Below are 15,629 nucleotides of genomic sequence, written 5' to 3'. Positions count from 1 at the left end.
TTCCTGCAGTTGCAGGAATTTGTTACTTCTGCATGTTTTTAGCTTCGATGCTCAAAGTTGCATGAGGCACCAGCTTTAGGCGATCCTTGTTAATAAGCTTTCCGGTAACACGACATACACCATAGGTTTTGTTTTCAATTCTAATCAATGCGTTTTTTAGATCACGAATAAACTTTTCTTGTCGTATGGCCAAAGCAGAGTTTGCCTCTTTGCTCATAGTCTCACTCCCTTCTTCGAACGCTTTAAACGTAGGCGACGTATCGTCGGTACCATTGTTGTGATCGTTCATGTAAGCACTTTTTATCAGTTCTAAATCGTGCTCAGCTTTATCAATTTTTTCTTGAATTAAAACTCTGAATTCTTCTAAATCTTTATCTGAATATCTGTTAGTAGTATCTGTTGCCATAATATTAATGTTTTTGTATAAACAGTTTGGTATTTACCTCGTCAAAAGCAATATCTATACCATTGTTTACTTTGTCCATAATTTGTAATTCTTCGGTTAAAGTTTCTGATTTGATATACTCCTCATTTGAAGCTATTGCAGCTTTTACTGATTCGTCATTCTGAAGTTGCACATCAATTCGATCTGTGACTTCAAACCCAGAATCCTTACGTAAATTTTGAATACGGTTTACGAGCTCACGTGCAATACCTTCTTTACGTAAATCTTCGGTTATTGTAACATCTAAAGCTACTGTTAATGCACCTTCATTAGCCACAAGCCAACCTTCTATATCCTGGGATGTAATCTCAACATCACCTAATTCTAAAGTAACACTTTTTCCGTTAATTTCAACGTCTAAAGTACCATTTTGCTCGATATTTTTAATGTCTTCAGCCGAAAAATTACTTATAAGGTTGGAAATCAACTTCATATCCTTTCCAAATCGAGGGCCTAACACTTTAAAGTTTGGTTTAATTTTTTTAACCAAAATGTCTGAAGCATCTTCTAAAAGCTCAATCTCTTTTATGTTTACTTCGTGTTTTATTAAATCAGAAACTGCTTTAATCTCCTCCTTTTGCTGTTGATTATCAATAGGAATCATAATTTTCTGCAATGGCTGACGCACTTTAATCTTCTCCTTAGCTCTCAACGATAATACTAATGAAGATATTGTTTGTGCATTTTCCATTTTTCGTTCTAACACTTTATCTATAGCACTTTTATCAGCTTTTGGGAACTCAGCCAAATGCACGCTTTCAAAATTCTCTTTTTGCGCTACAGCATTAAGGTCTAAATACAACCTGTCCATAAAGAACGGTGCAATTGGAGCTCCGAGTTTTGCAATAGTAATCATGCACGTATAGAGCGTTTGGTATGCCGAAATTTTATCTGTTTGGTAATCACCTTTCCAGAAACGTCTTCTACTTAAACGCACATACCAATTACTCAGGTAATCTTGAGTAAAGTTTGAAATGGCCCTTGCCGCCTTAGTAGGCTCGTAATCCGCATAAAATGCATCAACCTTTTCAATCAATGTGTTTAATTCTGAAAGAATCCAACGATCGAGCTCAGGCCTTTCATTCATTGGGATATCGTCCTCTGAATAATTAAATCCGTCTAGGTTCGTATAAAGTGAAAAGAATGAATAGGTGTTATACAACGTTCCAAAAAACTTACGTTTTACCTCTTCTACACCTTCAATATCAAATTTTAGGTTATCCCAAGGATTGGCATTGCTTATCATATACCAACGCGTAGCATCTGCGCCATGGTTAGCAAGTGTTTCAAACGGATCTACAGCATTACCTAAACGCTTAGACATCTTTTGTCCGTTTTTGTCTAAAACCAAACCGTTAGATACCACATTTTTGTATGCCACAGAATCGAAAACCATTGTCCCAATAGCGTGCAATGTATAGAACCATCCACGTGTTTGGTCAACACCTTCTGCGATGAAATCTGCAGGAAACGCTTCTTTCTTATCTATGAAATCTTTGTTTTCAAATGGGTAATGCCATTGTGCATAAGGCATAGAACCAGAATCGAACCAAACGTCTATTAAATCAGTTTCGCGTTTCATTGGTTGCCCTGAAGGTGAAACCAATACTATTTTATCGACTACATTTTTATGTAAATCGACAGTTTCATAGTTTTCTTCAGACATATTACCGACTTCAAAATCAGCGAATATATCTTCAGACATTACACCTGCTTCAACAGCTTTAGCGATTTCTGCTTTTAATTCTTCTACTGAACCAACACATAATTGTTCCTTACCATCTTCAGTTCTCCAAATTGGTAATGGAATTCCCCAAAAACGTGAACGTGACAAATTCCAATCGTTTGCATTAGCTAACCAGTTACCGAAACGTCCAGTTCCTGTTGATTTTGGTTTCCAGTTTATGGTATCATTTAGTGAGACCATTTTTTCCTTTACATCTGTCACTTTAATAAACCAAGAGTCTAAAGGATAGTAGAGGATTGGTTTATCTGTTCTCCAACAGTTTGGATAACTGTGCTTATATTTTTCAACCTTAAAGGCTTTGTTTTCTATTTTTAATTTAATGGCAAGTTCTACATCTACTGACTTCTCTGGTGCTTCGCCTTCACTGTAATATTCGTTTTTAACATATTTACCTGCAAACTCTCCCATTTCTGGTCTAAATCGGCCTTGTAAATCTACCAGTGGTACTAAATTACCATTGTTATCTTTTACTAACATTGGTGGTACTTCTGGCGTAGCTTGCTTTGCAACCAAAGCATCATCTGCACCAAAGGTTGGCGCAGTATGTACGATGCCTGTTCCGTCTTCGGTAGTTACAAAATCTCCTGAAATGATTCTGAACGCATTTTCTGGGTTATCGTTTGGTAATGCGTAGGATAATAGTTGTTCGTAGGTAATCCCAACTAAATCTTTTCCTTTGAATTCTTTTACAACATAAAAAGGGATTTTCTTATCTCCTTCTTTAAATTCTATTAGTTCTGGCTTGGTTTCAACTTGTTTGTATTTACCATCGAATTGTTTTCCAACTAAACTTTTAGCTAAAACCACATTAATTGGTTTGAATGTATATTGATTGTAGGTTTCAACTAAAACATAATCAATCTTTGGCCCAACTGTCAATGCTGTGTTACTTGGTAGTGTCCAAGGTGTAGTCGTCCAAGCTAGAAAGTATATATCACCTTCATTTTGTAAAAAGTTTGGTAATGAATCTGTATTAGCTTTAAACTGAGCTACAACTGTGGTATCTGTTACATCTTGGTAAGTTCCAGGTTGATTTAACTCATGCGAACTTAAACCAGTACCAGCTTTTGGCGAATATGGCTGAATCGTATAGCCTTTGTATATTAAATCTTTTTCGTAAATCTGCTTAAGTAACCACCAAACAGATTCCATATACTTGGATTTATAAGTGATATATGGGTCGTCCATATCTACCCAGTAACCCATTTTTTGCGTGAGGTCGTTCCAGATGTCTGTATAACGCATCACGGCTTTTTTACACGCTTCGTTGTACGCTTCAACTGTTATTTTTGTACCGATATCTTCTTTAGTAATACCCAATTCTTTTTCGACACCAAGCTCAACTGGTAAACCATGAGTATCCCAACCAGCTTTACGCTTTACTTGAAAGCCCTTCATGGTTTTATAACGTGGAAAGATATCCTTAATAGCGCGTGCTAAAACGTGGTGTACACCTGGTAAACCATTAGCAGAAGGTGGACCTTCAAAAAACACATAGGGTTCTTTGCCTTCTCTTGTGGTTACACTTTTTTCGAAGATATTATTAGCTTCCCAATAGTCGCTAATGCCTTTTGCAACTTTTGGCAAGTTAAGTCCTTTATATTCAGGGAACTTTGTAGTCATTATTCGCATTTCTTTTCGAGGTGCGAAATTAAGGATTTTTTGCTAAAAATGTCTAGATGTTCTTGAAAAACAAAGGCCATTCGATATGCTTACCGAACGGCCTTTGCCACTAACTAACTAAAAACACTGTTTTACTTTACGATAAATTTCTTCGTCATGCTTGCGCCCGTTTCGGTGGTAAGGTTTACGATGTACGTGCCCGCGCTCAGTTGCGGCAAGCCATACTCGTTGTACGAGCCCTCGAAGGTACCGATCCTTGCAACGGACTGTCCTAGCATGTTTATTATTTCCATGCTCTTTAGGTCTTCACTGGTTGGGTTCAGCACCACGATCTTCTTTCTTCCAATGGCATAATAAAGGTTAATATCTTCAATGTTTTCTTCTATCTGCGACAGCGTTTCGCTTTGCTGTTGCTGGAAAACGATCTCCAACCTGTCGTTAAATTCACCTTCTTCGGATGAGAATTCAAATGGTTGCTCTTCATTTCTTAAATCGAAATATTCACCAGTTAAATTATCCTTTATATACAGCTCTTGGGCCTCAGGGATATTTTCCATTTCGGAAACCTTTATGGTATAGTTATAGCTTCCCGAAGTTTTTAGTACCAGCGGTACCACCTTATCCTCAGTAATTGGACCATAGGCCTGCATGGTCATCAGTTCGTCTTCTAGAGCAAGGTTGAGGTCATCGCTGTATTCCTCTACATTTTTAGAATCATATCCGTAATCATAATCGTCCGATGTATCTTCGCTAAAGCCCAGTAATAATTCTCTTCTGGTGGCAGGACCATCAACTGAATTGAACTCTAAACGTATTTTTTGCATTGGATCCTCTTCAGGTTCTGAATTTTGCTGTTCAGTTACATTTTGTGAATTTGAAGTGCCCCTAAAGAACACCGATCCATTATTATAAGACCCGTTGGCGTCTGATTCTTTAATAAACACTCGTTGGCTGTTTTTAAAAACTATATTGCCACTGTTCTCAATCTCTGTCATAAACCCTTGCCCTACCGGTAAGTACCTTGATGGTGTCTTTGTTCCATCTTGGCTGCCATTGGTCTCACCTTCGATGCCCACAAACTGATATGCCCTTACCGAGCCCAGTTTGTTGACCTGTGCGTAGCCTCCGTTATATTCATCGAGATAATGAGAGCTTCCGCTCCATTGCTGCCAAAGCTGTATCGTACCGTCTATGACACCGATATTGTCATCGATGAACTCATGGATGTCCAAAGCAGATGGATATGGGTTGCCCAACAGGTAGTCCGTTTTTGATACCGCGGGAACGGAACCGCTTCCGCCAGTATCCGTGACCGGTACGACTATGGTACCGTTATTTGGTTTTCCCTCAAACAGATATTGCTGTTCCGACCCTGATATACCGGTGCCCTTTTGCGTGTAACCGACACCTGGCTGCAGTGCCGTGTTCTCATCAAAGCCTTCATAGTCATAATAGGTGACGCCGTTTTGGTACTTGTACAGCCAGAACCTGCTTATCTTGCCCGTCTCGTCATAGGAATCGGTAAACTGAAAGCTACTGCCGTCCGCCTTTTTGAGCATGTTCAGGCTATGGCCCGAATTATTGGGGTTGTTGTTCGTCGTATTGTTGTCCGTTAAGCTTGTCGCACCTTGACCCCCAACCGGTGAGGCCCAATAGTTGTACCAATATTTGTTGTTGGTCCCTTCTTGTCGACGCTTAACTCTACCGCTGGCAGAGGTCACCAAATCACTGGTAACGGTCTGAACCAACTGGGAATCGTCCATTAGATCCAAGGTGCCGTTCAGTTCTAGGTACCAATTGTTCTCCACCTTGTTGTCACCGTTCATGGTCAAGGTCCTATCGGAGTCTATCAGCAGTGCCAGGTTGGTGTGCGACGCTGAGGATGTAACATTATGCTTAATGTGGACAATGCCCCAGTCCTTGTTGCTCGGTACATCTTCAATGTCCCAGACATCGCCGTGCAACCATGTCCCTTCATTTGTCCAGTCGCCATTGCCGCCCGTCTCATAGGGCATTGGCGCGGTCTGTTCCTGTACCGTCCTAATGTTCATAAGCTTTAGGGTCCTGCCATTTCCCGAGTGGTCCGTCGTGGTACTGCTCTTTATATCTGTCATTGGCCAGTAGCCCATAAGGCTCGACCATGGCACAGTCTGAAGGGTCTTGGTGTCCTTTATCTGTTTCGGTGTGACTTTCCCCTTTACATTGCCACCTTCCGACTCTATTTCCTGGTAGACCATCTGCTGTATCTGCTCATCGCTCAGTGCCGTGCCGAAGACCCTAACCTCATCTATGTTTCCCGGAAAATACTGCTGGTTCACTACATCACTGGATAAACGGCCTATCTCAAATCGATCGTTCCACGAGCTCAGAGGGACTATCGTCTTACCTATCAATCCGCTCGAGGTAAACCTTCTTCGCTCCTGCCCGTCAACGTATATGATCTGTTCGCCCGTAATATTGGAAAAGGTGCCCACAACATGGTGCCACTCACCATAATCGACGTTGATGCTCTGAACGGCAGTGGAACCCAGTGCCGTGCGGATGCCGAAAATCAGTTTGTTCCCGTTCTGCACGTAGAGCCTACAGCCATCCCCCTCGCCAGCTATCGTGGCATAGGTGTTCCCCGAATTTGAGGGGTCTATCTTTACCCAAGCCATTATCGTCAGCTCCCCCAGGCCCTCAAGAAGACTGTCGCCGCTCAGATAGTCGTCGTCCCCGTCGAAATCTATCGTGGCCTTATCTGGAGGATTAATATTGAACAAATCGCGATAATCTAAATCACCACCAGAATTTAAGTCCCCATCCGTATCTGGTAGAACTGAAGCACTAGGATTGTTAATTTCATCGTTTACATCATTTGCATCAATCGAATTAATCCCCTCAAAATTATTATCTAGTCCATCGTCATCAGAATCTGAAAATGTGGTAATACTATTTGCCATTCCATTTTCTTCTATGTCTAAAAGACCATCATTATCTGAATCTAAATCAAGGTAGTCATATAAGCCATCACTATCTGTATCTTCTATAGGGAAGGAAACTCCGTAATTATCATCAATACCATCCCCATTTGAATCTGTAATTCCATTACCGGCTCCACTAGGAGAAACATAGCCTATAGTAGGTTGCATCTCAACATTATCTGGGATACCATCATCATCAGAATCTATATCTAAAAAATCATAATTGCCTGTGCCATCTGTATTCAATGGGTTTGTCCCTGTACCTGCCGATTGTGGAATACCATCAGTAGTTGATGTAGTACCAACTTTTCCATCCGCTAATCCATCCCTAGCAAAAATTAAGGTAACACCTGTATCTGTACCGCCAGATTCAATAACATCTGGAATTCCATCATTATCTGAATCTAGATCGAAATGATTAGGAACTCCGTCACTATCTGCATCTAGATTAGCACAAATACCTGAGGCATTAAGTATACAAAAATTTGGATCCATGTAATTAGGTGTACCATCTATGTCGTGGTCAGCAGATGGATCGATACCATTAGATTCGTCTGTATCTTTTACTCCATCATTGTCGTCATCTAAATCGTCTACATCACTTCGTCCATCTTTATCATAGTCTGGCAGAGTAAGAATAAACATTTTTCCATCACCATTATCATTAGTTGCAGCAGTTATAGTTGCTTTTGTTATTAATGATCCTGTAGGTGCGATATCATCAAGATAAAAAATTGCAATACCTATAGTTCCTCTATTTTCAATGACCCTGTCACTGAGCCAATAATCCGAACCTGTTGGTGGAGGATTTAGTGCTCCAGCTGTACCAAGAGATGATGAACTACCTGTACCACCAAAGCCGTAAAAAGTACCTCCTGCATTGTTAACAAAAGTTTCCCCTAAAGATTGTTCTGGGCCACCATCTACTGGGATACCAAAAAATTCTAAATGGTAACAGTTATTAGCATTACGCTCTGTTATGGCAATAACACCACTTGAACTTGAAATAATTCCCCCGTCATATGTCAATGTTTGTCTTTGTGAATCTGTAGTGGTTTCTGCAGTATAATCATCACAAATGTTATCTCCATTTCCGTTACACTCAAAGTAATTATTAAGGTTTAAAGATTGAAAAGCAATCAAGGCATTTGAGTTCCAAGTAGCACTAGCACTAGTATTTTCTATCCTAACACCATTTAACCTAATATTATTAAATCCATGACCGCTAGGCCCAAGCTGTGTCATTTCATACCCAGTAGGAACTCCAAAATCAAAATAAACGTTTCCATTAACAGTAACGCTAGCTATTGTTGCTGGTTGATTTTGGTGTGTTTGATTATTACTCCATTGAAAAGTGACTCCAGATTGAATACTAGGAGCATTCGTTTGAGCATTTAATGACACTATCATTGAGAATAGCGAAAAAATGAGTAGTCTTTTATACATAAGCTATTATAGTTTGGGGCTAACAATATTTATGTACTATAAACTAAACTTCTAATTCAATGGATTGTAATTTTGAGGGAGGGTATTATCTATACGATAAATTGTAAGGTTTGGTTTTATCTTATATACTACAATAGTAGTGATTTGAACGAAAATCACCAAAAAAAAGGAACACTTTCTTCGATTAAGTGTTTAAAAAACCCGATAATATGATTGCGCTATTAATACTTGTAAATAAAAATAAGACTCATTATTCAGTCATTTTAAGTAAACAAATAAGGTCATCCCCAATTGCGCTATTAGGAATGACCTATCAGATATTTATTCAAAAATCACTAGTTAAGAATAATCTTTTTAGTAAATAAACCGTTTTTTTCTGTTACCAACTTTACAATATAAATTCCTGAATTTATTTTACCTAGTTCATATTTAATTAAATTTTCATCGTTTACAGTATTATTACTAAAAATCTTTTGGCCAGAAATATTATATATTTCTACGCCTTTTAAATCTAAGCTATTAGTGTTTGAAACTAATATTGTATTACTAACACTTAGATATCTTACGTCTACACCCTCAATTTCAAAGTCCGTTTGAGATAATGTTTCTTCAGATTTGAAGAATACTTCAAACCTATCTTCGAAGTAGCCTTGCTGTGATGAAAACTGGTAAGTTCCACTATTTTTTAAATTAAAAATCTCACCTGTATAATTATCCCTTAAACGAATACTTTGGTTATCCATATTTTCCATCGTGGTAAGCTCGATAGTATAATTATAATTACCAGAGGCCTGAAATACAAGGTTTGCAATTTTATCTTCAGTTATAGGGCTGTATGCCTGGGATATATAATACTCACCGTTTTGCAACAAGTTTAGGTCATCTTGCATTAAGAGTAAATTCTTTGTGTCATAGCCTTCATCAAAATTATCTGAAGTATTGTCACTAAAACTGAGCTGTAGCGATCGAGTTACCGAAGGTCCATTTACGCTATTAAATTCTAATCTAAAGCTTTGCACAGATGCCGCAATGTCATTAGAGTTATTCTGTGCTTTAATTAATGGGGAAGCACAAAAGATTAAGATAATAAAAGACAAAATCTGTTCTCTTTTAAGTAGTAATGTTTTCATAGTTTATGGTTTTATAGGTTAATACTATTTAACTATGTACTACGATGAAATCTTCGGTCTAATGGATTATACTTTGAGGGAAATATCATGTATTAAACTATCTGAGGGTCAGAATAATACATTACAATACTAATAGATGAAAAATGAAATAAAAAATAATTAAAGTTCTTTTCGATATAACTTAGGAAAGCAACGTTTATGAGCATTTATATAAAGATAAGCAGTTAAAAAAAGCGATTAAAAACAATTCATATTCAGCTATTTACAATAATTTAAACTTATTAATTTTAAATAATATCATAATCAACAAAGGCCATTCGATATGCTTACCGAACGGCCTTTGCCACTAACTAACTAAAAACACTGTTTTACTTTACGATAAATTTCTTCGTCATGCTTGCGCCCGTTTCGGTGGTAAGGTTTACGATGTACGTGCCCGCGCTCAGTTGCGGCAAGCCATACTCGTTGTACGAGCCCTCGAAGGTACCGATCCTTGCAACGGACTGTCCTAGCATGTTTATTATTTCCATGCTCTTTAGGTCTTCACTGGTTGGGTTCAGCACCACGATCTTCTTTCTTCCAATGGCATAATAAAGGTTAATATCTTCAATGTTTTCTTCTATCTGCGACAGCGTTTCGCTTTGCTGTTGCTGGAAAACGATCTCCAACCTGTCGTTAAATTCACCTTCTTCGGATGAGAATTCAAATGGTTGCTCTTCATTTCTTAAATCGAAATATTCACCAGTTAAATTATCCTTTATATACAGCTCTTGGGCCTCAGGGATATTTTCCATTTCGGAAACCTTTATGGTATAGTTATAGCTTCCCGAAGTTTTTAGTACCAGCGGTACCACCTTATCCTCAGTAATTGGACCATAGGCCTGCATGGTCATCAGTTCGTCTTCTAGAGCAAGGTTGAGGTCATCGCTGTATTCCTCTACATTTTTAGAATCATATCCGTAATCATAATCGTCCGATGTATCTTCGCTAAAGCCCAGTAATAATTCTCTTCTGGTGGCAGGACCATCAACTGAATTGAACTCTAAACGTATTTTTTGCATTGGATCCTCTTCAGGTTCTGAATTTTGCTGTTCAGTTACATTTTGTGAATTTGAAGTGCCCCTAAAGAACACCGATCCATTATTATAAGACCCGTTGGCGTCTGATTCTTTAATAAACACTCGTTGGCTGTTTTTAAAAACTATATTGCCACTGTTCTCAATCTCTGTCATAAACCCTTGCCCTACCGGTAAGTACCTTGATGGTGTCTTTGTTCCATCTTGGCTGCCATTGGTCTCACCTTCGATGCCCACAAACTGATATGCCCTTACCGAGCCCAGTTTGTTGACCTGTGCGTAGCCTCCGTTATATTCATCGAGATAATGAGAGCTTCCGCTCCATTGCTGCCAAAGCTGTATCGTACCGTCTATGACACCGATATTGTCATCGATGAACTCATGGATGTCCAAAGCAGATGGATATGGGTTGCCCAACAGGTAGTCCGTTTTTGATACCGCGGGAACGGAACCGCTTCCGCCAGTATCCGTGACCGGTACGACTATGGTACCGTTATTTGGTTTTCCCTCAAACAGATATTGCTGTTCCGACCCTGATATACCGGTGCCCTTTTGCGTGTAACCGACACCTGGCTGCAGTGCCGTGTTCTCATCAAAGCCTTCATAGTCATAATAGGTGACGCCGTTTTGGTACTTGTACAGCCAGAACCTGCTTATCTTGCCCGTCTCGTCATAGGAATCGGTAAACTGAAAGCTACTGCCGTCCGCCTTTTTGAGCATGTTCAGGCTATGGCCCGAATTATTGGGGTTGTTGTTCGTCGTATTGTTGTCCGTTAAGCTTGTCGCACCTTGACCCCCAACCGGTGAGGCCCAATAGTTGTACCAATATTTGTTGTTGGTCCCTTCTTGTCGACGCTTAACTCTACCGCTGGCAGAGGTCACCAAATCACTGGTAACGGTCTGAACCAACTGGGAATCGTCCATTAGATCCAAGGTGCCGTTCAGTTCTAGGTACCAATTGTTCTCCACCTTGTTGTCACCGTTCATGGTCAAGGTCCTATCGGAGTCTATCAGCAGTGCCAGGTTGGTGTGCGACGCTGAGGATGTAACATTATGCTTAATGTGGACAATGCCCCAGTCCTTGTTGCTCGGTACATCTTCAATGTCCCAGACATCGCCGTGCAACCATGTCCCTTCATTTGTCCAGTCGCCATTGCCGCCCGTCTCATAGGGCATTGGCGCGGTCTGTTCCTGTACCGTCCTAATGTTCATAAGCTTTAGGGTCCTGCCATTTCCCGAGTGGTCCGTCGTGGTACTGCTCTTTATATCTGTCATTGGCCAGTAACCCATAAGGCTCGACCATGGCACAGTCTGAAGGGTCTTGGTGTCCTTTATCTGTTTCGGTGTGACTTTCCCCTTTACATTGCCACCTTCCGACTCTATTTCCTGGTAGACCATCTGCTGTATCTGCTCATCGCTCAGTGCCGTGCCGAAGACCCTAACCTCATCTATGTTTCCCGGAAAATACTGCTGGTTCACTACATCACTGGATAAACGGCCTATCTCAAATCGATCGTTCCACGAGCTCAGAGGGACTATCGTCTTACCTATCAATCCGCTCGAGGTAAACCTTCTTCGCTCCTGCCCGTCAACGTATATGATCTGTTCGCCCGTAATATTGGAAAAGGTGCCCACAACATGGTGCCACTCACCATAATCGACGTTGATGCTCTGAACGGCAGTGGAACCCAGTGCCGTGCGGATGCCGAAAATCAGTTTGTTCCCGTTCTGCACGTAGAGCCTACAGCCATCCCCCTCGCCAGCTATCGTGGCATAGGTGTTCCCCGAATTTGAGGGGTCTATCTTTACCCAAGCCATTATCGTCAGCTCCCCCAGGCCCTCAAGAAGACTGTCGCCGCTCAGATAATCGTCGTAACCATCAAAATCGATTGTGGCAAATTCATGGTAAACATCCAAGTCATCTCTGTAGTCTAAATCACCTCCTATATATAAATCTCCATCGGTGTCTGGTAATATCGACGCCTCAGGTGAATTAATATCATCGTTTGGATCTGTTGGGTCATAAGTTACAGAACCTTCAAAAAGTATATCTAGTCCATCGTCATCAGAATCTGAAAACGTGGTAATACTATTTGCCATTCCATTTTCTTCTATGTCAGGAAGGCCATCTCCATCTGTATCTAAATCTAAAACATCAGGAGTATTATCTCCATCTGTATCAATTGAACTTAGGCCTTCACCATAATTATCATCTATTCCTGTTTTTTGATTAACATTATTACTAGGAGCAATATACCCCAATGTTGTCTGTGCTTCGACGTTATCTGGTATACCATCATTGTCACTGTCTAAATCTAAATGGTTGTATTTGCCATCCCCATCAAAATCTTCACCTGTAATAATAATCAAAGAATTGGCATTAAAATCTAAAAACTCACACTGTGTGAATGACATTCCGAACTGGCGCAGATTAGATCCAGTGGTTGTTTTATTTACAAGTTGCATTCTCATTTCGAAAGAATTGCCTATAAACTGATAATATGCTCTTAATATCTTTAAAGTTGAGAAACCTGGTCCTTCTTGTTCTCCATTAGCACTAATTTGAATATTATTACTACCCAAATCGGTGACCTCTAAAGCAGTTGGATTCTCCGTTCCATAGGCCGCAACATCATAATATACATGCGATTCTTGATAATTTGATCCTCCATCGACATCCCAAGAAATTCCATTTATTCTATACACTTCTACAGAAGGAGTGGTTGTTCCTGAATCTACGATGGTAAATTTAAACCTTGCTCCAGGTGTACCAGTCCCAGTCATTGTCAGTTGGGTTTGGAGATACGAAGGGTTATCAATTGTGTCAACATCAATATCGCTAATCGTCGTATTGTCTAATTCTAAGACCTCCAATAAAACATCTTTTCCTTCAATAGCATTCCCAAAACGGTAAACTGCACCTACAGTACCTTCAGAACTACTACTAGCCGCAGCGTCATACGCTCCATTTTCAAAAACGAGTGGTGGAAGTGTACACTCGAATCTATCTTCACCAATATTTTCAGCACCATCAGTTAGCCCGTCACCATCATCATCATAATCTAAATAGTCTGCTATTCCGTCCTGATCCATATCTGGTTCAGCATTACATTCAGCAGCACCACCAGATACATTAAAGTATAAATTCTGACCCGCTGTAGTCGCACCAGTACCATCATTATTAATTACTGTAACTCCAGCAACTTTAACATTTACACTACTGCTAGACCAACCGTCATTATCATAATCATAAAGCTTTACATAGTAGTTATTTCCGTCATCAACACATCCAAGGTTATATTTGACCACATATTTGTCCGTACCACCTGTTTGAGTACCAGAATAACATTGGGTATCATCGCAAATAGAAATCACTAAATCATTAGCAGCATTATAGAGTTCTAATTTGTGGTTATAGGATTCGCTTTTCCATTTTACCTTAACTATCACCTTAGAAGTTTGGGCATAGAAAGTACTACTTAGCATTAAACTAGTAAGAAAGCACAAAAGTAATTTTATCTTCATAACATAATGGTATTAATAGTTTGGGACTATTATTATGTACTGTGATAAAATCTTTAATTCAATGGAAATGAATAGTAGGAGGGATATAACTAATTGTGCGACAAACCTTTATTATAAGGTTCACCATACCGTACAATAGTAGTCATTTAGAAAAAAGTGCGCAAGACATTTCGTTAAAAAAAACGATAAAGTGTATAAAAAATTCGATAAAGTGTTTAATGCGGAAAATGAAAACCACAAAAACACCGATTAAAAACACTTGTTTTTCAGAGAATTAGACTATAAAACCTATCAAGTCTTCAATTTTTGAGACTAACTGAATCTTAATTTGTGTGTTTTTTATGGAAATCTTATTATACTTAGAAACAAAAATACTGGAGAAGCCTAATTTCTCCGCTTCTAATATGCGCTGTTCAACACGTTGAACTGGTCTTATTTCACCAGATAAACCTACCTCAGCAGCAAAGCAGTAATCGCTAGGTAAAGCTACGTCTTCATTAGAAGATAAGATTGCAGCAACAACGGCTAAATCTATTGCCGGATCATCAACAGTGATTCCCCCAGTTATGTTTAAAAACACGTCTTTTGCGCCTAAACGAAAGCCAGCTCTTTTCTCTAAAACTGCCAACAGCATGTTTAAACGCTTAGCATTAAAACCCGTCGCGGAACGTTGAGGAGTTCCATAAACTGCGGTGCTTACTAATGCTTGTACCTCTATCATCAACGGCCTTAACCCTTCAAGGGTGGCGGCAACTGCGTTGCCAGAAAGTTCTCCATCTTTTTCAGAAATTAAAATCTCTGATGGGTTAGAAACTTCTCGCAAACCAGAACCTTGCATTTCATAAATGCCCAATTCGTTCGTTGAGCCAAAGCGATTCTTATGTGCTCTTAGAATTCTGAAAACATGATTGCGATCGCCTTCAAATTGTAAAACGGTATCTACCATATGCTCAAGAATCTTAGGTCCGGCAATATGACCGTCTTTTGTAATGTGCCCAATCAACAAGACTGGTGTTGCGGTTTCTTTAGCAAATTTGATCAGATCGGTAGTGCATTCTTTAATTTGAGATATACTTCCGGCTGAAGACTCAATATAATCACTATGCAACGTCTGTATAGAGTCTATAATTACCAAATCTGGTTCTAAGGCTTCTATTTGTTTAAAGATGTTTTGGGTTTTAGTCTCTGTGAGGATATAGCAACTATTGTCATTGGGATTGATACGTTCTGCACGCATCTTAATTTGTTTCTGACTTTCCTCCCCAGATACGTAAAGTGTTTTGTAGTTTAATTTTAAAGCAATTTGAAGTAATAAGGTACTTTTTCCTATGCCTGGTTCACCTCCTAAAAGTGTTAACGAACCTTGAACCATTCCACCTCCGAGAACACGATTAAATTCTGCGTCATGCATATTTAGGCGTGCTTCTTGCGAAGTATCTATCTCATTAATTTTCAGTGGTTTTGAGACGCGTTTGGTAGATGAGCCTTGAGGCTTCCAGTTACTTTTTTCAGGTTTTTGAATAACCTCCTCAGCAATGGTATTCCATTGCTTACAAGCTGTGCATTGTCCTTGCCATTTGGCATATTGACTACCACAGTTTTGACAAAAAAAGGTTGTTTTTACTTTAGCCATTTTCAGTTTCCAATTAAATCGGAAATCTTTTAAAATTTTAG

The 15,629-nt window shown here is 39.5% G+C and carries 6 protein-coding genes; all 6 read right to left on the bottom strand.

Features of this window, described 5'->3' with window-relative positions; translation table 11 throughout:
* Positions 1-22: 22 nt before the first annotated feature.
* The 6 genes from F1003_RS04725 to radA all read right to left on the bottom strand — a co-directional run bounded on the left by F1003_RS04725 (position 23) and on the right by radA (position 15,588).
* Positions 23-406, bottom strand: coding sequence for a TraR/DksA family transcriptional regulator (locus F1003_RS04725; RefSeq protein ID WP_155088070.1), 384 nt, complete (start codon positions 404-406; stop codon positions 23-25).
* A gap of 4 nt (positions 407-410) precedes the next feature.
* Positions 411-3,815 (bottom strand): isoleucine--tRNA ligase, encoded by a 3,405-nt coding sequence (ileS, locus tag F1003_RS04720; protein ID WP_155088069.1) that lies wholly within the window; start codon positions 3,813-3,815, stop codon positions 411-413.
* Positions 3,816-3,946: 131 nt separating this feature from the next.
* Positions 3,947-8,224, bottom strand: coding sequence for a DUF8693 domain-containing protein (locus F1003_RS04715; RefSeq protein ID WP_155088068.1), 4,278 nt, complete (start codon positions 8,222-8,224; stop codon positions 3,947-3,949).
* Positions 8,225-8,559: 335 nt separating this feature from the next.
* The gene (locus tag F1003_RS04710) at positions 8,560-9,354 is read right to left on the bottom strand and encodes a T9SS type A sorting domain-containing protein (RefSeq protein ID WP_155088067.1); all 795 of its coding nucleotides are present in this window, start codon (positions 9,352-9,354) and stop codon (positions 8,560-8,562) included.
* Between the two features lie 368 nt (positions 9,355-9,722).
* A complete protein-coding gene (locus F1003_RS04705) occupies positions 9,723-13,955 on the bottom strand; it encodes a DUF8693 domain-containing protein (protein WP_155088066.1) in 4,233 nt (1,410 codons plus the stop codon).
* A gap of 274 nt (positions 13,956-14,229) precedes the next feature.
* Entirely contained in the window at positions 14,230-15,588 is a 1,359-nt protein-coding gene (gene radA, locus F1003_RS04700) for a DNA repair protein RadA (RefSeq protein ID WP_155088065.1), read from the bottom strand.
* Between the last annotated feature and the right edge of the window lie 41 nt (positions 15,589-15,629).

Source organism: Winogradskyella ouciana (assembly GCF_009709615.1).
GTDB lineage: Bacteria > Bacteroidota > Bacteroidia > Flavobacteriales > Flavobacteriaceae > Winogradskyella > Winogradskyella ouciana.
This window is presented reverse-complemented; position numbering and strand designations above follow the sequence as displayed.